The 21863-nt window shown below is 50.0% G+C and carries 13 protein-coding genes and 1 pseudogene; 4 read left to right on the forward strand and 10 right to left on the reverse strand.

All coding sequences use genetic code 11. The annotated features are described in order from the left end of the window. From J4864_RS10380 to J4864_RS10420, 9 genes are all read right to left on the reverse strand, one after another. Positions 1 to 450 carry a hypothetical protein gene (locus J4864_RS10380; RefSeq protein ID WP_246479455.1) on the reverse strand — a complete coding sequence of 150 codons (450 nt, stop codon included), beginning with the start codon at positions 448 to 450 and terminating at the stop codon, positions 1 to 3. A 355-nt stretch (positions 451 to 805) separates the two neighbouring features. Beyond that, positions 806 to 2503, reverse strand: a complete 1698-nt coding sequence (ettA, locus tag J4864_RS10385; RefSeq protein ID WP_211814824.1) for an energy-dependent translational throttle protein EttA — start codon at positions 2501 to 2503, stop codon at positions 806 to 808. Positions 2504 to 3366: 863 nt separating this feature from the next. Further along, complete coding sequence (locus tag J4864_RS10390; RefSeq protein ID WP_246479457.1) at positions 3367 to 4971, reverse strand: leucine-rich repeat domain-containing protein; 1605 nt, start codon at positions 4969 to 4971, stop codon at positions 3367 to 3369. Positions 4972 to 5029: 58 nt separating this feature from the next. After that, positions 5030 to 6472, reverse strand: coding sequence for a DUF6850 family outer membrane beta-barrel protein (locus tag J4864_RS10395; RefSeq protein WP_246479458.1), 1443 nt, complete (start codon positions 6470 to 6472; stop codon positions 5030 to 5032). A 100-nt stretch (positions 6473 to 6572) separates the two neighbouring features. Then, positions 6573 to 7880 (reverse strand): DUF4876 domain-containing protein, encoded by a 1308-nt coding sequence (locus J4864_RS10400; RefSeq protein WP_211814826.1) that lies wholly within the window; start codon positions 7878 to 7880, stop codon positions 6573 to 6575. Between the two features lie 22 nt (positions 7881 to 7902). Continuing rightward, positions 7903 to 10671 carry a TonB-dependent receptor gene (locus tag J4864_RS10405; protein WP_211814827.1) on the reverse strand — a complete coding sequence of 923 codons (2769 nt, stop codon included), beginning with the start codon at positions 10669 to 10671 and terminating at the stop codon, positions 7903 to 7905. Positions 10672 to 11188: 517 nt separating this feature from the next. Further along, positions 11189 to 11968, reverse strand: coding sequence for a nuclease-related domain-containing protein (locus J4864_RS10410; protein WP_211814828.1), 780 nt, complete (start codon positions 11966 to 11968; stop codon positions 11189 to 11191). A 188-nt stretch (positions 11969 to 12156) separates the two neighbouring features. Next, entirely contained in the window at positions 12157 to 12408 is a 252-nt protein-coding gene (locus J4864_RS10415) for a hypothetical protein (protein WP_211814829.1), read from the reverse strand. A 119-nt stretch (positions 12409 to 12527) separates the two neighbouring features. Next, entirely contained in the window at positions 12528 to 13028 is a 501-nt protein-coding gene (locus J4864_RS10420) for a very short patch repair endonuclease (protein WP_007367382.1), read from the reverse strand. A 276-nt stretch (positions 13029 to 13304) separates the two neighbouring features. On the opposite strand from J4864_RS10420, the pseudogene J4864_RS12010 reads away from it, so the two are divergent. Beyond that, a pseudogene (locus J4864_RS12010) lies at positions 13305 to 13403 on the forward strand (IS982 family transposase); the annotation flags it as partial. Between the two features lie 865 nt (positions 13404 to 14268). Here J4864_RS12010 and J4864_RS10425 read toward each other — a convergent pair. Next, a complete protein-coding gene (locus J4864_RS10425) occupies positions 14269 to 15294 on the reverse strand; it encodes a helix-turn-helix transcriptional regulator (protein ID WP_211814830.1) in 1026 nt (341 codons plus the stop codon). 620 nt (positions 15295 to 15914) lie between these two features. On the opposite strand from J4864_RS10425, the gene J4864_RS10430 reads away from it, so the two are divergent. Genes J4864_RS10430 through J4864_RS10440 form a run of 3 tightly spaced genes read left to right on the forward strand, consistent with a single transcriptional unit; the run spans position 15915 to position 21797 of the window. Continuing rightward, a complete protein-coding gene (locus tag J4864_RS10430) occupies positions 15915 to 17654 on the forward strand; it encodes a helix-turn-helix domain-containing protein (protein ID WP_211814831.1) in 1740 nt (579 codons plus the stop codon). A 46-nt stretch (positions 17655 to 17700) separates the two neighbouring features. After that, positions 17701 to 18048 carry a hypothetical protein gene (locus J4864_RS10435; RefSeq protein ID WP_246479460.1) on the forward strand — a complete coding sequence of 116 codons (348 nt, stop codon included), beginning with the start codon at positions 17701 to 17703 and terminating at the stop codon, positions 18046 to 18048. Positions 18049 to 18101: 53 nt separating this feature from the next. Then, positions 18102 to 21797 (forward strand): peptidase M26, encoded by a 3696-nt coding sequence (locus J4864_RS10440; protein WP_211814832.1) that lies wholly within the window; start codon positions 18102 to 18104, stop codon positions 21795 to 21797. Positions 21798 to 21863: the final 66 nt, after the last annotated feature.

The following is a 21863-nucleotide window of genomic DNA, read 5'->3' on the forward strand; positions in this document are numbered from 1 at the left end:
CTAATCGTTGTCGTTCAGCCTGTCCAGAGCCTTCTTGCCATTGTTGTAGGCTGCCAGCAGACCGCATCCGACAGCCAGTGGAAGTACGCCGAAGACGGCACCAATAGGAATGTACGTGTTGGCAAAGCCCAACACGAGCCACAGTGTTATAATCACCAAGATGGTTGCGGTCCCGCCTATCATGCAGATTGTTCCCCAAAGCATCTCGTAATGCACCATTGTCATCAACTTCTCCTTGTACGGTTTCTTCGGAGGATTTATCTGGCGGAGGAACTCCTGTATGTCGACATCAGGGTTCTTTTCGATGAAGGCCATTACAATCTGGCTTCTTTTGTCGGTCTCGTGCTGCTTGTTCCGGTAAGTGAGCCAGGTGTACACAATAGGAAGAATCACCGCGACGGCTATTGGGAAAACAGCGTCAGCAAGGGTGTGGAGAACTACAGAATCCATAATCATTCATTTTTAAGTAGGTTATACATTGAATTTTCTTTCTGAACCGATTCACATGTATAACGTTGCCGGTGCACAAAAGGTGACATGGACAGGTCTCATTTTAACAACAGACAGCTCATTTTGTTTTTATCCTCCCTGTTGAGGAGGGTTCTCCGGTCTTTTCTTCATCTGTCCCGGAATCCCTGTTTTACCTGGCTTCGGGTTCAGTTTCTCCTGCATAGAGGTTTCCTCCTTCTGTCTTCGGAATCCCAGCCTCACCCGAATCCTGTCGCGGCCTCGGTCCCTTCCACGCAGGAGTCTCCCGCCGTCTACTCCCCTCTCCATTCGGAGAGGGGTCGGGGGTGAGGCTTTTTTATCCCTCCATCAGCTTCCTGTACCTTCCTTTCTTTATCTCCTCATTACCCAATCGGCGTGCCTTATTGATCTCATAATCAGAGAAACCGCCCTCGAAGAAGACCACCTCGCCGTTGCCCTCAAAGGCAAGGATGTGAGTACAGATACGGTCGAGAAACCAACGGTCGTGACTGATGACGACCGCACATCCCGCGAATGCCTCGAGACCTTCCTCCAGAGCACGGAGCGTATTCACGTCGATGTCGTTCGTCGGTTCGTCAAGTAAGAGGACGTTGCCTTCCTGCTTCAGGGCCAGTGCCAGCTGCAGGCGGTTACGTTCACCCCCGGAGAGTACGGAACAGAGCTTGCTCTGATCCGTGCCGGAGAAATTGAAACGAGAGAGATAGGCACGTGAGTTGATGTCGCGCCCACCCATGCGGATCGTCTCATTCCCCTGTGCTACAACGTCATACACTGTCTTCTTCGGGTCAATATCCTTATGCTGCTGGTCGACATAAGCGAGCTTCACGGTCTCACCCACCTCGAATGTTCCGCCGTCGACCTGTTCCAGTCCCATGATGAGGCGGAAGAGCGTTGTCTTGCCCGCACCGTTCGGTCCGATGACACCCACGATGCCGTTCGGCGGCAGCGTGAAGTTGAGGTCGTTGAAGAGCATCTTCTCACCAAAGGCTTTCTTCACGTGCTGCGCTTCGATCACCTTGTTTCCAAGACGCGGACCGTTTGGGATGAAGATTTCGAGTTTCTCCTCACGCTGCTTCTGTTCCTCGTTGAGCATCTGCTCGTAAGAGTTCAGACGGGCCTTGCCCTTTGCCTGCCGTGCCTTCGGTGCCATGCGCACCCACTCCAGTTCACGCTCCAGGGTCTTGCGCCGCTTGGAAGCCGATTTTTCTTCCTGTTCCATGCGTTTTGTTTTCTGGTCGAGCCACGAAGAGTAGTTGCCCTTCCATGGAATGCCCTCGCCACGGTCGAGTTCAAGAATCCACTCGCTCACATCGTCCAGGAAGTAACGGTCGTGGGTAACGGCGATGACCGTACCCTCATACTGCTGCAAATGCTGCTCCAGCCAGTCGATGCTTTCGGCGTCAAGGTGGTTCGTCGGCTCGTCGAGCAGCAGCACATCGGGCTTCTGAAGGAGCAGGCGGCAGAGTGCGACGCGGCGACGCTCTCCACCCGAAAGGTTCGTTACAGGCAGATCGCCCTTTGGACAGCGCAGTGCATCCATCGCACGGTCCAGTCGCGAGTCGATGTTCCAGGCATCTGTTGCATCGATGATATCCTGCAATTCAGCCTGTCGCTGCATCAGTTTGTCCATCTTGTCGGCATCAGAGTAATACTCCTCCTGTCCGAACTTCACGTTGATGTCGTCGTATTCTTTCAGTGCATCATAGATCTGCTGTACGCCTTCCATGACATTCTCTTTCACGGTCTTTGTCTCGTCGAGCGGCGGATCCTGCGGCAGATAGCCCACCGAGTAGCCGGGACTCCATACCACCTCACCCTGTGTAGGCTCCACCAGTCCGGCGATGATCTTCATCAGCGTGGACTTTCCGGCACCGTTGAGACCGATAATGCCTATCTTTGCACCATAAAAGAACGAGAGGTAAATGTTCTTCAGGATCTGTTTCTGATTCTGCGGGATGATCTTAGACACCCCCACCATTGAGAAGATAATCTTCTTGTCGTCTACTGTTGCCATTGGTTGTTTCGTTTGTTTTGTTGACAAAGATAACGAAAATAATCCGTATCGGCAAATTTAGGGTTCCTCCGTTAACTGCATAGATTGGAAATAAAGGCTTATGCACTTGCATGGTATGGCTATCCAAAGTTAGATGGTCTTATAAAGGAGGATAAAATGCAGAAAAGACAAATGGATACGATGCCTGTCCATCAGCCTGTCTTTCCGTCTTCTACAGACAACTTATTCTCATATCATCGGTGTTTGTAATCTGTTTTCATGCAACCAAAGCTGACACATGCTCTGTTAGCTTCTAAAAGATGCCTGATTGGCTTGCAACAGGTGCCCTTTTAGCGTGTTACCAACGCCCTTTTGAAGTCCAATCAAGCACCTTTTAAAAACGACTTGACAACCTGTTGATTTACTGTTGGTTACAAACTTGCTTTTTTGTTTGTGTCTTTTATATTTGCAGAAGATTTGTTTGAAATTATGTAATAACTTTTCAAAACCTTATCTGCATTTCCAGCATATTAAATTTAAAAGATTTTTGTATTGGAGGATGATGATGGAATAGCCAGTTGGCAGTCTTGGCTATGTTTTTGTTGAATGAATAGTTTCGGTTCTTCCGTTAAAGCTATACGAAAAGCATCCACGCATTTAACGGAAGAATCTGAAAGTGTGCCCTCTTGAACCGTCCATTCGATGGGATTGCCTTGACGTAATCAGAGTCGGAGTCGCTCGACTGTTGCAGTCTACACCGCCCTGTCTCTCTGTCTTTCAGGAGAGAAGCAGGGCGGGTTTCTTGCGGTTGCCTTATTTGGCGAAAGGGCTATATCGTTGCCCAATCGCCAGATCGGGCGTCGTGCCAAATGTTTTTCTTTCTTTTACTGATTTGGAGAATCGGCCAGCACTTTCCGTGCGCTTCCATCACTCATCTTGATGATATTCAGGCCGCGTGTCCTGTGCTGGAGCTTTCTGCCATCGATGCTGTATATGCCCGTTTCTACAACGTCGGTTGCCCTCTTGGTGACATTCTTGACAGATGTCGGTGTCAGATCGCCTACAATGCTGTCAAACAGACTTGACCCGAAGATGTCGTCTTGTTCGTATTTTCTTTCCGCTCCTCCCACAACGTGCAAGGTCACACTGTTGTCGAAGGTGTTGAAAGCACCGGCTGCACAGGTAGGCGGTTCAGGGGCATAGATAGAAACGTCCGTGAGGGAAGTGTTGTAAACGGCAAAGATGTCATTACCTATATACGTCAGCGTGCTTGGCAAAGTGACGCTCTCCAGGCTGCCGCAGGCTCCGAAGGTGGCATCCTCCAGCCGGGTGATGCCCTCCGGAAGGGTAATCTCGCCTAAGTCCGTATAATAGAAACAGCTGCTGCCTATACTTCTAAGAGTTTTGGGAAGTTCTATTTCCTCCAGTCCACTGAAGAGGAACGCATCTTTTCCGATGGTTTCAGTACCTTCGTTGACCGTTACCCTGGCAAGATTCTTCTCGCGTTTTTCTTTTCCTTTCATCCCGGCATGGGCATTCTGACCGCCCGCCTGGGAAAAGGCACCGTCGGCAATCTGTCTGACCGTAGCCGGAGTGGTATAGCTTTTTCCGTCCTTGGAGGCCGGATAGGTCCACAAGACTGACCTGTCTTTGCTGAAGAGTACGCCGTCAACTGCTGTGAAAGAAGGATTTTCCGATGCCACTTCAATCTTTTGCAGCGCATAAGTCATACTAAATACTTCACTGCCGATATGGGTGACAGAAGCAGGAATACGGACAGTCGTGACCTTCTTCAACGGAGAGAAGGCCTCATCACCGATGCTCTCCATGTCCTGCGGGACTTCCACGATGCCCTCGGACATATTGAAACATTGCAGTACCTTATGTCTGCTGACATCGCAAAGCATGTACCCAATCATCTTGAAGACGGTGTTGGCAGGGTCGACCTTCACCTCCGTATAATCTTTGCTGCCTGCAAAAGCCGCATCTCCGATATACTTTACAGAGGCCGGTATCGTCAGGGTCTTACTGTGAGTACTGTAGAAGGCACGCTTCCCAATGCTCTCCAGGCCATTGTTCAACACTACCGAAATCAGGTCGCAGTTCTGGAAGGCATTGTCAGAAATGGTTCTGAGCGTCTTCGGGAAGTAAATATACATGAAATAAGTCAGGTTCTGGAAGCAGCCTTCGGGTATGCTTTCAAACTCCGCATCATGCAAATTCGCCGAATGCAGGTCCGTCAGCGAACCTCCTTTCGCAAGTCTGGCCAGGAACTTCAGGTCAGCATCATTCATCGGTCCGGTGACTTTGATGCCCTGGACATGTACGTCACCATAGAGTTCCATCACAGTCTGTTCCAGCGTGCCGGCCTTGGTAAGCTGTACAACACGCTGATTGAAATAGGCATCAGTGGGAACCTTGTAATCGTCCTGTGCAAAGACAAACGTCGTACTGAACAAGACGAAGAGGGTAAGTAAGATCTTTTTCATACGCAATTGATATTTAATAAATGAATTCATTACAGGAGGCAATGCGTTGCCGCCTGCCTCAAAGTGTTACGCCCATTGAAATTTCAAGATTGTGGCCATGCTGGTGGTTGTCGTACCACCTGCGCCCCAGCTGCATCTGCATGAAAGCGGAAGTCAGGGACCTGACAAGTCTGAAATCATAGCGGATGTGAAGCCCTGCGTCCCAATAGCTTGCCTGCTGCATGAATGCGTTGTTGCGGAACATCCCGACGGGCTTGTCGAACACCTGGGGTTCAGTGAAGACAAAATGATGGTGGACCTGCCTGCCTACATGAGACAGGAAGCCTACCGACAGCAGACTTCTTGAGAACATTCTCGACAGATCCAGTTTCAAGGAAGGTACGAGAAAAGCTGTTTTCAGTTGTCGAACAGGGGTCAGGTACTGCGTATTGTCTACGTCATAAGCCAGTCTCGGCAGCATGACGAGCCAAATGGCAGGTGTGAATTTATATAACGCCGAGAGCGACAACTGCATGCCCTGGTGCTGGTAAATGAAAGGTCTGGAGCTTGCTATCTCCTTGTAATTTGTCAGTCCGCTGTCATAATAGCGTTCCTGCCCCTCTCTTTTCGTTGTCTCGGCGGAGAATGTTGCCTTGCAGTCCCACTGTCTCCATTGCCCTGTCCAGCTTAGTTCACCTCTCCACTTCGTCTGGAAAACATCACAGATAGGAATGTCACGTTCGGAGGAAAGCCGTTTCTGGATGTTCTCATACTCGAGATCCGTTGAAGCCTGCAGCCCGAGCCCGTCCTTCGTATGTGTGGACAGCCCCGCCGAGTAATTTCCACCTTCATACTTCACGCCGTTCTGCAATCCTTTGAAACGGAAATACTGCATGCCCAGACCGGTGAGATGATACAGGACACGGTTGCCCTGCGGGTTCATAAACTGTACGTCACTCTGCTGTGTGTACTTCCCGACGCCGGCATACAGCCCTACGACACGCCGTGCAGCCACAGCATAGCCTCCTCCAAAATGCAGCTGTACGTCAAGTGTCGTGTTCTTGGGACGTGGGTCACGGTCGCGGTACTCTATTGTAGAGCGGTAACTCATCTCAGCTCCTATGGAGAGTCTGTTCATCTGGTGTGCATACCCACCCCTGAACAAATAGTACTCGCGCCGCATTGATACAGTGGCAGTATCGGCAATGACGTAAGGGAACACACGCTGGTAATCGCTGTTCAGATTCCATGATATACCCTGCCTGCTGCCGTTCTCATAGACGGCTTCCCCCCATGCCACAGACTTCTTGCTGATTCTTAAGTGCGACTGTGCTCTGAAGAACATCAGCTCCGCACCGGTCCCCTGCTGTGCATCGACCGCGAGAGACGCTCCGTCATGGCGGTAGCCGGCCTGTACCTGCGAAAGGCTGGGGGTAAATTCATTCAGATTGGAGACTACGTCTGACGGGTTCAAGTAGCTCAAAGAAGGCAGCCGGAGGGTAGTCTCCCGTACGGCTTCCAATGAATGTGAATGCGAAGACAGGGACGGCTGTATGTACTCTTGTGCGGCTCCACAGAGAGGGGAGACACACAGAAGCACAAAGAGGGAATACCGGCATGGCCTATTTGAAGACATACCATGGATCAGCCTTAACCGTCTCGAAGTCATTTTGAGAGTCGTTAGTGTCAATCAGCTTATGTTTCCTGGCATCGTATTTCCTGCGCACCGACTTGCCATAACGCTGCTGGTCATGGTCGACTGTGGAGAACCAGGCATAGCCGTTGTCCAGTGTCGGACTGATTACATTCCATTTCTTCTTGTCTTTGATGGCCAGTACTACGGCATCTACAATCCATGTGTTGGGGACTTTAACAGCATGGAATTTCATGTCCTTGACCGTCGTCCCGTACACGAAACGGTAAGAATAATCGTATTGGTAGTCTTTTCCGGTCGTAAAGGTATGGTTGTCCACTCCCAGGAAACCCATGACATAGGAATAAAAGCCACGGTCGTGCGGGCCCCATATCGTGCGTGAATAGGTATAGAGACGCTCCATGTTGGGGACATCGGGGTTGTCAATGTCAGTGACCCTCGGGCTTGTCGACTCGTCATACCATTCGAAGTTGGCCTTTGAAAGATTGAAAGAGTTGGGATTCCTGCCGGCTGTGGTATGGTCAATGGCATTGTCGCAGATAATGAGCGAAGCACCGGGCTGGACAGGACATTTCTTGTCTACACCGTGCATTCCCGGGATTTTGGTGATGTACTGTACCGGTGTTTCCTTGTCCAGAACATAAGGCTTATAGTCCTGGTGTATCATCTGCTGGAAGGCACTCTCCGCAATGAACAGTCCATCGGCATAGAGCACTTCATCCGAATTATTGGTAATTCTGAAGTACTGGTCACCGGTATATGGATCGCCACTGGGGCGGAGTGTGCGGGCGGCAAAGATTTCGGCAATCACGAAGCCATTACCCATATTGGGGAAGAACAGGTCGATGGCGAAACGAGGCAGCGTAGAAGCGGTGCTTTTCACCAAGGACTGGTTCATCAGATTGCCACGGACAATGCTTTTAGTCTTCAGCTTGCTGTGATGAACGGCATTAGCCTCAAGCTCTATATTGTAAAGCCCTTCAGCGATATTGAGCGTATCAATACTGATGGACGACTGCAGTTTCCCCTCCGCATCAAGGCATTTGACGGACGGAACGGTAAAGGTGCTGTCCCTTCCTGTTGACACGTTATGTACCTTTACCTTGATGGAGACAAGGGAATCGACACCACTGAATGCCTGGGACAGGCTGATGTCAAGTCCGAACTTGGCATAGTTCACGGCAGAACCGCCAGGAGAAACATCATCATTGGTGCAGGAGTTGAAAAGAACTGACACCAGTATGATGGCAAAGAAAGTTTTGATTAACGTTTTCATATCTGTCTGTTTATAATTAGGTTTATATCTTCAGTCCCATTTCCATTCCAAAATAAGGCGAGAACGTACGGCGTACAGTAAACCCGTTCACCTCATAATCAGGGGCGATGTAAAGTACCCTGTCGGCAAAGAAAGACAAGGAAAGATGCTTGCCGAACCTTTTTGTCGCCTTGAAATTGACCAGCATATAGCTGCGTTCCCTATTGCTCATGTCCTGCCCTGCCGTACCGCTCAGTACAAGCCAGCGCAGGTAAGGGTCGTTCTTGTCGGCTTCGGTATAAGGATGTACCGCACCAGTGATGTCCATATAACCCATGGGGACACTTGAGGTTGGCGGGCGTTTCGTGCTGCTCATCCAGAAACATTCAGACGTTGCCGACAGAATCAGTCCCAGTCTGTCGATATACGAGTCAAAGATAAAATTAGATGTAAAGATCTGTTTGTCATATCTATCCGTATTCAGATAGTATCCGGCATATCTGTCGGCAACAGCCACACCGCCGACAACCACATTGGGTGCGGATCTGAACAGCGGAATGCTGTTCTCGTATACGGTCCTGAACCATGCTCCGTTCACGGTTATGCGGGTCTGGATGACAGGTATGCGCGGTGAGGAATACTGGAACTCTATGCCCCGCTTCTTTATCCTTGATCCGTTTTCGGTCGTTCCGTAACCGTCTAAGATGGTATCGGTAACAGATGGCAGGGCATCCAAGGCCGGCGGCCCGGTGAGTTTTGACGGGTCGATAGCCGACGTAGCGTATTTCCTGTAAGTAAACGGACGTATTGTCGTGGTGCTTCTGAAGCCATCCTTCATGTCTTCCAGGAAACAGGTAAGGTTGAAATGATGCGCGCCTCTGTCTACTCCCATGCGAATTTCCCATTTTCTGTTGCGTGCCGGCTGCAGATCGGGATTGACGGGATTCAGCTTGTACGTGCGGATATGGATACGTTTGTATTCGGGGCGGATGTCCCAGTAGTTCAGTTCCGTAATGTCCTTATAGATATAGTCAGGGTACAGGTCAAGGATTGTCGGCATCTTCGTCATCATTCCGAAGCCGCCGGAGACATAGCACCTGAAGCCTGCAAACTGCGGAAAGTCCCATTGGGCATTGATACGTGTGTCGGTGAAGATTCTGCCGTGTATGGCGTAATAGCCCGGAATATTGAGCAGCTGGGTTGTACGGATGCCGCCCATCAGCGTCAACCGGTGTCTGCCGACAGGCATGGTCGCATTGTCTTCCGCATAGAAAGACAGGATATCCGTTGCCGGGATGTCCTTGTACGATCGGGGGCGGCGGGCCGTTGAAGCATGCAGGGGTCTTGTGATGTCGAATATCTGTCCTCTCCCATAGTTTTTGTTGAGCTGGAATTCTGCACCTGCCGTTATACGGTGGCGCATGGATGCAGTCCGTGCCGCCCATTCCGTCTCACCTCTGACAGTACTGTAGAACGGAATGCCTTCTACCCGGTAGTCGCACACATACTGGAACGGCAGGAACAGTCCGTCGTACTCACCGCTCTCATAAGCCAGCGGGACGGCATAGTCCCGTTGCAAGGCGACGGCCTCGGTCTGGTGTATTCGGTCGAAGGCAATACTGGCGGCATAGGTCAGCAATGCACTTCTGAATCCGGTCTGCTCCATTCTCCTGAACATGAGCTGCTGGTTCACTCCCATCTTGAGGTACGAGGACCGGTAACGGTCGTCTTTATGTATCTGGATCTCCGGATCCGTCTTCACATTGTCTATGTTCAGGGCATAGTCCGTAGCTCCGTTCCATTCAAGAACATAATGCCTGCCCAATTCCCACTTGCGCTGCAGGCGGGCCGAGAAGGTGAGGCGGCGATAGGTCTCGAACCTGTTCCTCGGTTCTTTGCGGGCTTCGAGCAGACCGCCGTCAACATTCAGGTTCCACTTCCCCGACAACAGGAAACCTTTTCCCAGCGACATCAGTTTTCCGTATTCGTCGGCCTTAAGGCGGAGCTGCAAGGGCGATTGTGTATGCTTTCTCGTGATACTGATCAGTCCGCTCGTCAGTTCTCCGTATTTTACGGACGGTATGCCGCGGATGATTTCCACTTTCTCGATGTTGTCAGTAGGTATTTCCCGCATATCCACACCGTAGCTCGTGTGGTTTCTGCTGTTATCGGCATCCCCCTGGAATGTACCCGCAATGTACTGCATATTGGCATCCGTGCCGATGGCCTGTCCGTCTATCACGAACTTCGTACCCAACGAGGAGGTGGCATACTGTGAGCTTGGAGAACCCGCCTCGCGCAACGTAATGACATTGGCACTGCCCAGCGAAGGTGGCTTCGTCATTCCACCGGGCAGCAGTGCCAGCAGATCGGCAAACGAGGAAGGCTGCAGATGTTCCATGGCAGTCTGTCCGATGATGGTGGCGCTTGTCATCCCTTTCTGTTCGGATGCCGTCACCACTACTTCTTTCATTGATTGCCTCTTCGCGGACATATAAATCCGTATGGGACCGGATGCCTGGATCTGTATGGTGGTGTCAGCAGGCTGGTAACCGACAGCTGTAACATGAAGATGCAGGACATCTGCGGGAAGGTTTTTCATGACAAAATGGCCGGCTGAGTCTGATACCGTTCCCCCCAGCAGTTTCTTCTGCCGGTACGCACGTATTGTCGCACCGGCCACCTCCTGTGTGTCATCGGAGGCGGTGACCGTCCCATGTAGGAGAAATGCAGGAGGGGAACCGTCTTGCTGTGCCTTGACAGCTTCAGCTATCAACAGCAACACGACAATAATGTAGGTAGACTTAGCCATTAGAATTGATTTGGTGGCAAAGTTAAGAAGATGTGACACTCCTGTCAATACCTAAAAGACATGATTTTATACAATTATGATGGGCGAATCTCCTGTCTTTGCTTCACGAATGGGGGGAGAGGTACACGTTCAGAACCCTAAATAAAATGAAAGAAGTCGGTGTCAACAGCGTTTCAAAGGTGGAAGTCCCTTGACATAATCTATGATTGCCGTCCGATAAAACTTAAATGGTAGTTTCTGAAAATTGCCTTTGCTGAATTTAATCAAAAAGTGAAAGGTCGTTGACAATACTCCTATTAGGGACAGGCCAGCGTGGATTTTTAGAGTATGCCCGATGATATTTTGTTCTGTACGGAGGCTCTTTCCTTCTCCTCAGAACAGACAATTCTGTGTTGTCTGGGGGATGGCCGGTCTCCTGAACAAATAAGTTTTGTTAGCTTTTTAGCGATGAGTGGTTTTCGCTCAGTTGTCATGTTGTTAAGGTGTTGAGGAGGCACACGGCTGGAATTAAAGCTTCTTAAGAGGCACCGCCTTTCATCAATGTTTGCTCGTTTAATGTGTAATGACATTCCGGATAATTGCAGCATCCCCAGAATGCTCCGTATTTTCCTTGTCTGTGAACAAGGGTTCCTCCGCAACGAGGACAGATGCCCTGCATGATTATAGCTTTTCGCTCTCTGATACCATCTTTTATCTGGTTAACATGATTCGATGCAGTCTCGCTTGTTTCAAAGCTCGAATAAGATAACTTGTTGATTATAGTGGTCAGGATTTCTTCTGTAAGAACTATTTTCCGATAAGCCTTTATGGTGCTTAACAACTGACGGGCATAAATAACATAGTGGTTCGGATAATGTCCTTTTATAGTTGCTCTCCCAGTGAAAACAACTATCGGCACAAAATATAGCATGGGAAAGCCGAACAAGGATTGCAGAGCTTTCACATGGCTGTAATTCTGTAATAGGGGATTGTAGAATCTATATTTTGTTCCGTATTTGTTCTTCGTCCAATATTGGGCATTCTCACTGCCGTAAATCCAACCGCTATAATTTTTTGTCTCTATTACAAATATCCCATAAGGCGACAAGATGACATGATCGATCTGGGTGCTCTTTCCGTTTTCCTCAATATAGATATTATTGAATACGGTGTATTCGTCAGGTAGAAATTTGAGGATTATTGATACGGCTTTCTCTCCAATCCACCCTCTGACTTTTGCTTGGATTAAACGTAAGACAAGGCGGACAGCAAGTATCACGACAATCGCAGTAATCAATAAAAATAATAGAGTTTTCATTTACGATGTTTGTTTTCAATCATATCCCTTCAGTTCTCCCAGATTCGTTGTAATTCCATCGAACAGCTTATACATCAGCTCGGGTTCTTCTTTCTGCGGAATGTATGGGGGATGACACGTCTGTCCCTGCCCGCAAACCATCCGGCTTCTGTGTGTGGAAAGGCCGCATGGAAGGAGGATCGAACAGGTTATCGCAGGAGACCCATTCCTGTACTGTCGTTCCTGAACTGACTTTCGGCCATGGAGTGATCGGGGATGTTCCCGGTATTCTGCGGGTGTCCAGTCCATATAATTACGGTCAATGTTGCTCCATTTGAAAGTAGCGCCTTCTGCTGGTGGATTGCGGAAATCATAGACTTCATGACCTGCTGCACGGAGTGCTTTTGCCCCTTCGGGAAAAACTCGTTGCGCCGGCCGCTTGCTAAACAGATCTTTGCCATAATGGTGTTTTGTCTGTGAGGTGTCAGGGTGTACAAGAGAACGGCGAGAATCCCTGTCCCTGCATTGTCGTCAACATGCAATCAGGAAACATACTGTCGGACCGGTTCCCGTCGTCCCTTCAATCTTCCACCTCCGGCTCGGCGGCCATGCACAGTCCCGTCTCTTCTTCGGGAGATTGGTAAGTCACCGTGCGGTCCTTCAGGTAGATGCGGTTGAGCGTATAAGCCAGGGAAGAAAGTGTCCGTTCACGCTTGTTCTTCTTCAGTTCACATTCCCACACCGTGATGCAATGCCAGCCCATGCGGGCAAGCTGTTGTTGTTCTCGTCTGTCACGTTCCTTGTTGCGTGCCACCTTCTTTATCCAGAAGTCGGTGTGGGTCTTGGGGACGACATAGTAACGGCATCCTTCGTGTCCATGCCAGAAACAGCCGTTCACGAAAATGCAAGTCCTGTACTTGCGCAGTACGATGTCCGGATGTCCCGGCAGCCGCGGACTGTTCACCCTGTAACGGAATCCGCACCGCCACAGATATTTCCTGACAATCATCTCCGGCTTGGTGTCCCTGCCTTTGATGGCCGCCATGTTGTCGTGCCGCTGTTGCCTTGAGAGCGTGTCCATAACCGTACCTCTTACGCTATTACGGTTCAAAGGTAAGCATTAATTTGCAGAAGGGCAAGACCTGCCAGCTTTTTTACGGACTTGGCATCTGCTGGCCAAAGAATTGGCGGCCGACTGTCAAAAGATTGTCAAACGCCCGTGCTGTTTTCTCTAAGAGGCTGTTTCTCGCCCATCGGGTATGCAGCTGCTTTCGCAATGGCACGAACACTTGGCAGACAAAGAGCCATACTTAACCGGTTGGCGGAATTAAATTAAGTTGCCAAATGTGCTAAAAAGTTGCACATATCTTTGATTTTTAGCAACTTAGTGGAGTATAAATCATTAAGTTCAAACCGACAGATGCACGACCTTTACACAAAATTCATCAAAATCATCGGTTCTTCCGCTTTTCGGGTTGATAAGTTGCGAAATAAGCCTTCTTTCCAATAAAAGGAGGCTGGGTTCCGTTATCTTTAAATTCACCACAAATCAAATATAAAAAAAATGGAATCCAGCCTCATGTATCATGCGTTCGGAATCGGCAGAGATTATCGGTGTCACGCAACTGCGTACAAAGATAACCCAATTGTCTTTAAACTCAAAAGTATTTCGGAAGAAAAATAAATATGAACGTTTCCGGCGGAGGGACTTATTTATGGTTCTTCCGTTAAATGCGTAGATGTTTTTTCGTATAGCTTTAACGGAAGAACCGAAGTGATTCATTAACCAGAAACATGCCCAAGACCGTTCAACTGGCTATTCTGTCATCATCCTCCGATATAAAAACCTTTTCGTTTTAATACGTTGAGAATACAGATAAGATTTTGAAAAACCATTACACAAACTCTAACAGGCTCCTCTGCAAATATAAAAAACACGTGCAAAAAGCAGGTCTGCAACCGGCAGTAAATCAATTGGTTGCCAAGCCGTTCAGAAAAGGTGCTTGATTGGACTTCAAAAGGGCGTTGGTAACACGCCGAAAGAGCACCTGTTGCAAGCCAGTCAGGCACCTTTTAGCTTCTAAAAGGGCATGTGTTGCCTTGCGTTACATGAAAACAGTTTACAAATACCGATGATATGGGAATAAGTTGAAGAAGACGGAAAGACAGCCTGATGGACAGGCATCGTATCCATTTGCCTTTTCTGCATCTTATCTTGTAGTCCATCCCCCTTTGTAAGACCATCTGATTTCGGACAGTCATACCATGCAAATGTATAAGCCTTTATTCTCCAATCTATGTATTTAACGGAAGAACCTTATTTATTTCCTTTCCCCCTTGTTCAAATATTCTTTTTCTATCAATAAATTGAAGAGGAAATTCTGCAGGTCTTGGTCAGTGGGTACATTGAGTTTCTTGCGTACATGGGTGCGCACCACGTCGACGTTCTTCTCCGTCTTGTCGAGCAGCCGGCATATCTCCCCCCGTTTCTTACCTTGCAAGATAAGGTTGCATACGTCCACCTCCGACTTGGTGAGTGTGGGGAGATGGCGGGCGAGGCTGTCGTCGTCTGTCAAGTGGTTTTTAAGATGCAGGCGCACGGCGTTGATGAGGTTGCGCTGTGATGTCGGTTTGAGCATGGCGAACAGGCGGTCGGTATCTTCGGGCAACGGCCGGTTGTTGCTGCTCATGCACAGATAGGCCTCGATTTCCTGCTCGTTGAGTCTCACGGCGCGCATGAGTGCCGTTTCGCGGTGGTGCAGGTAGACGTTTTCCTTCTGCACATGCTGCACGTTGCGGCGCAGCAGTTCGCCCAGCACGCAGAGCAGGAACTCCACGCCGAGAAAGAAACCGAAGAGCTTCCACAGAGCCGGTTCCTTAAGATAGGCTGTGACGCTTCCGTATGCAACTAAACTGATGGCGGCGACAACAGACGGCGTATATCTCACGAAGCACATCACGAGCAGCACCACTGCCATGAGCGACACCATCTGGTTGAGAATGATGAGTTGGAGGAAATGCTCGGGGCGCACATGGGAGAAATAGACGAAACGGCACACGATGGTGACCTGTGACACGAGGGCTACCACTGAAAGAGCCATGGGCGCGGACACCCGTCGGGCGAAGAAGAGCGTCAGCGCCGTGAGGCAGGCCGTCAGATGGACGATGCTCATCGCCTGTGGCATCACTTCCTGCGAGCCGCCTAATCCCATGAGCTGCATGGCAATAACGATGACGACGATGGCGGAGTGGAGCAGATAGACGATGATCTGATGACGTTCTACGGTGGTCTTGCTTCTTGAATTCAAAAAGTTTTTTACTTTTCCCAAGGGTGTATGATGGAACATGTGAGCTGCAGTTTGTATTAAAATCATGATGCAAAGTTACGTCTTTATTTTTGTATTTCCGAAAAAAATATTAGGGGTTTTTAGGGTAGTGTTAGGGTTTTTAGGGTGCGATATTTAACAAAATATACTATTTTGCAAGAAGAATAATGTTCAAAATCCTTGTCTTTTATTAATTTTGTTATATAATCTTCTACCGAAAGGTATTCTACCCATGCCGGACAGTTAAAAGGGACGTACCATAAATGAACAAAAAACATCTGACTACGAAATGTCAGTCATAGCTCACCGAGGAGTCTATGGAGAGGCAAATAAACGTTGCGGCAAATGACGAGAGCCTTGCTGAATCTCAGCAAATGTTGCGACAAATGACGGTAGCCTTACTGAGCCTCAGCAAACGTCACAGCAAATGACGGGAGACTTGCTCAACTTGAGCAAACGCCACTGTTAAAAAAAGAGGCTTGCTGAACTTCAGCAGGTGCCAAGACAAATTAGAATAAAGAATTTACACTTAAAAACAAAGCAGTCGTTGCTACAACCTGCGGGATATACTTTAGGGGGGCGAGGAAGGACAAGAAAACTGCTATGTCTATGAAACTGTAAAAACTGAATATATATCGGAAATGAAACATTTTATCATACTGCTGTTTGTCATTACACTCTGCGCAGGAGAAATGTATGCCGCCACTCCGGCAGACTCTATCCGCAAAGAGATGAAGCACCTCAAAGGAGAAAAACTTTTGCAGGCCTACCATCATCTTTGCCGGTTGGCAGCTGCCGAAGATAATATGGGCTATGAGTTACGCTGCATCCGTGAATATCTTGCCGAATCCTTACGCCAAAAAGACAAGGAGGCGGAAGCCCGGGCGCGCGTCACCCAGTTGTATTGCTATTACAACTACGAGATGACCGACAGCATCAGCTACTATTTGCCCGAAGTCCTCAGTGCAATGAAAAAGAACGGCACATGGGATTATTACTACAATGCGTGGAACGTGCTGATTGAGAGTTATCTCTACGAAGACAAGGTGCAGACCGCATTGTTTGAAGCGCAAAAGATGTATGCCGACGCACGAAAGAGAAAGAGCAACTATGGATTAGGCACTTCCACCTACGGCATGGCATGCATCTATCAGACAATGGGACGCTTCCGCGAAGCCGAGAAGACCATCGAGGAGAGCATCGCCGCCCTTTCCAAGGCCGATGAAATCTCACAATTGCTCTCTGCCTACAACGTCTTGGGCGAAACGCTCGACGGGCTGCGGAAATATGAAAAGCTAAGGGCGAAATGCGTGGAGTGGAAAGCGGTCATCGACAAATACAAGAACGAAGCCCTGCGAAAAGGCTATACACCCTCGCTCAACGGACGCTATCTCTACTGCACGCTGGCAACTGCCGTCGCTGAATTGGAAACAGGCCATTACGACCGCGCCAAGGACTTGCTGCAGCTCGCCGATAAATATGCCGAGGGACGCAAAGCCGTCGCCCGATTCAAGCTCCTTCAAGTGAAAGCCCGCTACTATGCAGCCACAAAACAGTACGACCGGGCCATTGCCTGCAACAACGAGAACATGGGCATCATGACTGCCGCCGGCGACTCCGTCAGCCTGCTCACCGTGCAGATGCAGCAAGCCGACCTCTACATGCAGGCCGGACGATACAAGGAAGCCGCAGAATTGTACAGCCTCGTCATCCCACACAAAGACAAACTGCGCAACACCGAACTTGCCAAGCAGCTCGACGAACTGCGCACCATCTTCGAGGTTGACAAGCTCACACTCCGGAACGAGGTCATCACCACGCGTCTCTATCTCTCACTCATCATCGTGGCATTGCTGCTTGCCACCGTCGTACTTTACATCATCTACACCCGCCGCTTGCGCCGCAAAAACAGGGCTTTGTACGACTCCATTCTATTATACCGCAAGGCGGAAAGCGACATGGAGACCGCGGCAAGGCTCGTTCCCGAGGAAGAACTCGACCGTGAAGGGAAAATCTACCGCCGGTTGTGCGAGCTGATGCAGAATGAGAAAATCTATAAAGACACGGAGTTGAACCGCGACATTCTCTCAAAGCGGATCGGAACAAATACCGTCTATATCACCAATGCCGTGCGCAAGTATGCCGATGGAGCCACGGTCAACGAATTTATCAACGGCTACCGGCTGCGACATGCGGCATCGCTGCTCACCAACAATCCCGACTTGAACATCAACGAGGTGGAATATAGGTCAGGATTCAATTCCCGAGCCACATTTAACCGTTGTTTCCGGACTTTCTTCGGGATGTCGCCTTCAGAATACAAAGCTGTTTCCAAAGAAAAAAAGAAAACGCAAAAGGATTCAGCCGATGAGAAGGCATAGGTGTTCCGGACATTTATAATTCGTCATTTCCTTGTGAATTACAAATATGATACAAGTTTTTGCAAATATGAAACGCCCTGTTGGTCTTCGTGGAATAATTTTGCAACAGAATCAACGAGCAGCAAAGATGAAAAAGAACTGTTGGGTATATATCTTAAGAAATGAAAGCGGAGAAATAACCATCGGCTTTTCGGTCGATATGGATGAAAAGTTCACAGAAATCTCCATGCGAAAGGAAAAGCTGTATTACCTCCGTCCGTTTGAAGAACCGTTCGACGGCTTGGCACACAAGCATCTTTTGGATTCCCTTTCCCAAGATACGATCAACCTTCTCGTACGACGTAATCGGGAACAGACAGAAATATACAAGGAAGTCTTCCGGAAAACGCAGTAACTCCCCCCCAAAAAAACAACCAAAAGAATATTTAATTTTTAATTTCAATTTATATGAAGACAACAAACATCATTCAGAGGCTCTGCCTCTTCCTCTTTGTCCTCGTGCTGGCGGCACCGGCGTGGGCAACAGATTATGGTCGTTTCGACTATGAGACATTCCGCTCACGCAATACCGTGAATGCGGTAGGCAAGAAAAAGCCGGTAGGAACTCTCCGACAGGGGAGGGTGGAAATAAACTTCAGCGATTGCAGAACCACCAGCGGAACGGGCAACAGCGCCATCTACGAGCTGGCAAAGGGCTCCCACTTCAGCGTAAAGGTCGACGAAGGCTATGCCGTCCGCTGGATCATCCTGCGCGATACGGAGGGAGGAAAGGACTATGACGAACGGGAAGGCATCTGGCGCATCGACAGAGTTCCGCACTATGCCTATTTCTTCGAGAAGACTGCCATTTCGAACGCGCATATAAGCGGGGGCAATAAAGATGGTCTCAATGACGACAACAACAACATCGTTGTTTACAATTATAGTGCCCCGGAAAGAGTTGTCAACATCTACACCCACAACAATAAAGATTGGGATCAGTTCAAGGTGCGCGACATCATCGTGGGCTACGTCAAGGTGCCCAAGGTGAAATTCGAAAGAGACAGATATGACGTGTACACCGTATCGGGAGGGTTTTATGCCAACCTCGACAAGGATGAGTACGACGGCAAGGTAGAGTACAATGTGGCCAACTATGAAGATGTTGTGAAACTCTACGGGGATGGAAGCTTAAAGTTATTGCACCCTGGCACAGAAGTCCTCACCGCCATTTTCCCCGCCAATGAAAAGTTTGCCGGAGCGTCGTGCAGCACGACGATCAACGTGAAGCGCGACCGAGTAACCTTCAACTACCAGATCGAGCGGCCTAAGGTGTTGTACTACGAGGGTGAAGGATACGCCCACGAAGTCCATAACTTATATGATTATTCGGATTTTACGACGGAAAGTGGTATACCTTACAAAAGTGGTAATGACGGGTTTAACGTCGAATGCACTAATGACAACGTGCTGAGGCCCGAAGCAATGTCAGGAAAATGCTTCTTTGAAGGTACCGCAGGTACTGTAGACGTTACCATCAATCAGCGGAAGAACGACCTTTACGAGGAGTCTTCTCTTAAGCAAACATTCACAGTAATACGCACGGACAAGGGGGCTCATACCATGCTCATCAAAGACCTCAACGAATGGAAGGTATTCGCTCATCTGGTCAACGACGAGGGCATGGCTTGGCTCAACGCACGACTCGAAGCCGACATCGACCTCGCCTCGGACATCACGATGGTGGGAACTGACGGTCATAGGTACTCCGGCACCTTCGACGGACAGGAATACGCGCTGAAGATCAACTGGAATAGCGGCGATAGAATAAGGATAGCTCCTTTCCACACTGTGGAGAACGCCACTATCAAGAACCTGCGCACCGAGGGAGTGATCAGTTCGAGCACCCACTTCCTGTCAGGATTGATTTACGAAGCCTATGGCACCACCACCATCTCGGGCTGCATCAGCGCGGTGAACATCACGAGCAGCTATGGCAATGGTGGATGCGACGCGGCGGGCATGATTGAATGCGTATGGCATAATGCCAAGGTTACCATCACCGACTGCGTCGTCAAGGGCAAGTTCCACGCCGCGACGGAGTCAGGCAGGAGATATATGGGCGGATTTGTAGAAAATCAGTATGGTAAGTGCACCCTGAACAACTGCCTCTACATCGGCGAGAACAACGCCACCACCGGCGGCCACACCTTTGCGTCGAACTCTTCCTCCGGCACCACCCTCAACAACTGCTACTACCTCAACACCTGCGGCACGGCGCAGGGCACGAAGATAACCGAGGAGCAGCTCAAGAACGGCGAGGTGGCGTATAAGCTGCAAGCCCGCAGAAACAACATGGTGTGGGGACAGGAACTCAATAAGGACACCGAGCCCCTGCTCACCACCGACGGCGCGAAGCGGGTCCGCAAGGTGGAGTTTACCTACAACAGCCAGGTAAAAGCCACGCGCTATGCCAACAGCGGCAAGACCATCTACGGCTCCATGCCCACCTTTACACCAAAGGACCTCCTTGGCAGCGACTACAACGAGCACCATTATTACTCCGGAATCGCCTTTGAGGACGGCTTCAACGGCTCAACCACCGTCAACACCGACCGGACCGTGGCAGTAACCTTCAACAAAAAAGACTACTACGAAATCGCATCAAAGGAGAACTGGAAAGAGTTCTGCGACCTCGTCAACGGCGGACAGAACGCTGTTGACGCCAAGATGACGCGCAACATCGACCTCGGCTCGGAAATAAACATGGTGGGCGATGCTAACAACAAATACTCCGGCACTTTCGACGGGCAGAACCACACGCTGAAAATCAACTGGAATAACACATCAAGCAGGTTAGCCCCCTTCCACACTGTGGACGGCGCCACCATCAAGAACCTGCGCACCGAAGGAGAGATCAATTCGAGCACGAACTTTTTGTCAGGATTGGCTGGCAACGTCTATGGCACTACTACCATCTCGGGCTGCGTCAGCGCGGTGAACATCACGAGCACCTATAACGAAGGCGGATGCGACGCGGCGGGCATGGTTGAATGCGTAAGGGATAATGCCAATGTTACCATCACCGACTGCGTTGTCAAGGGCAAGATCAACGCCACGACAGAGAAAGGTAAGGAAAACATCTGCGGATTCGTAAATAATCAGTATGGCAAGTGCACCCTGAACAACTGCCTCTACGCCGGCGAGAACAATGGAACCAGATGGTCAAGGACCTTCGCCCCCTACTCTGGCTCAACCCTCAACAACTGCTACTACCTCAACGCCTGCGGCGACGCGCAGGGCGATAAGGTAACCGAGGAGCAGCTCAAGAACGGCGAGGTGACAAAGAAGCTACAGAACAACCGCACCGACAAATGCTACTGGGCACAGCAGTTGGGTGAAATGCCCGACTTCTACAACGCAGCCGACAAGAGCAAGGCGAACTACGTGTATTACGACGCGGCAAAGAAAGGCTGGACGTGTGACGACTTCCGCCTCACCGACGGACAGCCGTTGCCCATCGGGCTCGACTTCACTGCCGCCACCGTTACCTACGAGCGTAACTTCAATGGCACGCAGAAAGCCACGCTGTGTTTGCCTTACGACTTGTATGCTCAGGGCTTCAAGGCCTACACCCTCTCGGGCGGCAACAAAAACGAAGTCCATTTCAAGGAAGTGGACGACAAGCTCCCGGCATACACGCCGTATTACATCACGGCTAACGGTATGCCACAGCTCGGCGGCAGAAACATCGAGGTGAAAGCCTACAAGGCCGACAAGATGACGACCCTCGCCGCAGGTTACAAATTCACGGGTACGGTAGCCGGCGTGAGCAACGCCACCGCTGCCGCCGACAACGCCTACATTCTGCAGGACGACGGCAAGTTCCACAAGGTAACGACGACCAATTCCGCCGCCACCATTCCTGCCTACCGTGCCTACATCATCTGTCCACCGCAGGCGTCAGGTGCCAAGCAGCTCTCTGTCGTCCTCGACGGCGAGACCACCGGCATCGGCAGCACGACGAACGAGGCGACCGACGGAAAGAACGGTCCGTTGTATGACCTGCAAGGCCGCCGCGTGGCCGATCGCCTCGATGACGCACGCCACCGGCTGCCCGCAGGCGTCTACATCGTCGGCGGCCGCAAGGTTGTTGTGAAATAAAAAGATGTCTCTCTCATCGGGGGTGCGGCACGCCGCAGGAGCGTGATTCATCACGTTCCGAATCCC

The sequence above is a fragment of the Prevotella multiformis genome (genome assembly GCF_018127985.1).
GTDB lineage: Bacteria > Bacteroidota > Bacteroidia > Bacteroidales > Bacteroidaceae > Prevotella > Prevotella multiformis.

Coding starts and splice junctions, on each gene's coding strand:
- ettA (WP_211814824.1), bottom strand. CDS start 2,503: ATGGCAACAGTAGACGACAAGAAGATTATCTTCTCAATGGTGGGGGTG.
- J4864_RS10425 (WP_211814830.1), bottom strand. CDS start 15,294: ATGTTCCATCATACACCCTTGGGAAAAGTAAAAAACTTTTTGAATTCA.
- J4864_RS10435 (WP_246479460.1), top strand. CDS start 17,701: ATGATACAAGTTTTTGCAAATATGAAACGCCCTGTTGGTCTTCGTGGA.
- J4864_RS10440 (WP_211814832.1), top strand. CDS start 18,102: ATGAAGACAACAAACATCATTCAGAGGCTCTGCCTCTTCCTCTTTGTC.
- J4864_RS10380 (WP_246479455.1), bottom strand. CDS start 450: ATGGATTCTGTAGTTCTCCACACCCTTGCTGACGCTGTTTTCCCAATA.
- J4864_RS10415 (WP_211814829.1), bottom strand. CDS start 12,408: ATGGCAAAGATCTGTTTAGCAAGCGGCCGGCGCAACGAGTTTTTCCCG.
- J4864_RS10430 (WP_211814831.1), top strand. CDS start 15,915: ATGAAACATTTTATCATACTGCTGTTTGTCATTACACTCTGCGCAGGA.
- J4864_RS10390 (WP_246479457.1), bottom strand. CDS start 4,971: ATGAAAAAGATCTTACTTACCCTCTTCGTCTTGTTCAGTACGACGTTT.
- J4864_RS10405 (WP_211814827.1), bottom strand. CDS start 10,671: ATGGCTAAGTCTACCTACATTATTGTCGTGTTGCTGTTGATAGCTGAA.
- J4864_RS10410 (WP_211814828.1), bottom strand. CDS start 11,968: ATGAAAACTCTATTATTTTTATTGATTACTGCGATTGTCGTGATACTT.
- J4864_RS10420 (WP_007367382.1), bottom strand. CDS start 13,028: ATGGACACGCTCTCAAGGCAACAGCGGCACGACAACATGGCGGCCATC.
- J4864_RS10400 (WP_211814826.1), bottom strand. CDS start 7,880: ATGAAAACGTTAATCAAAACTTTCTTTGCCATCATACTGGTGTCAGTT.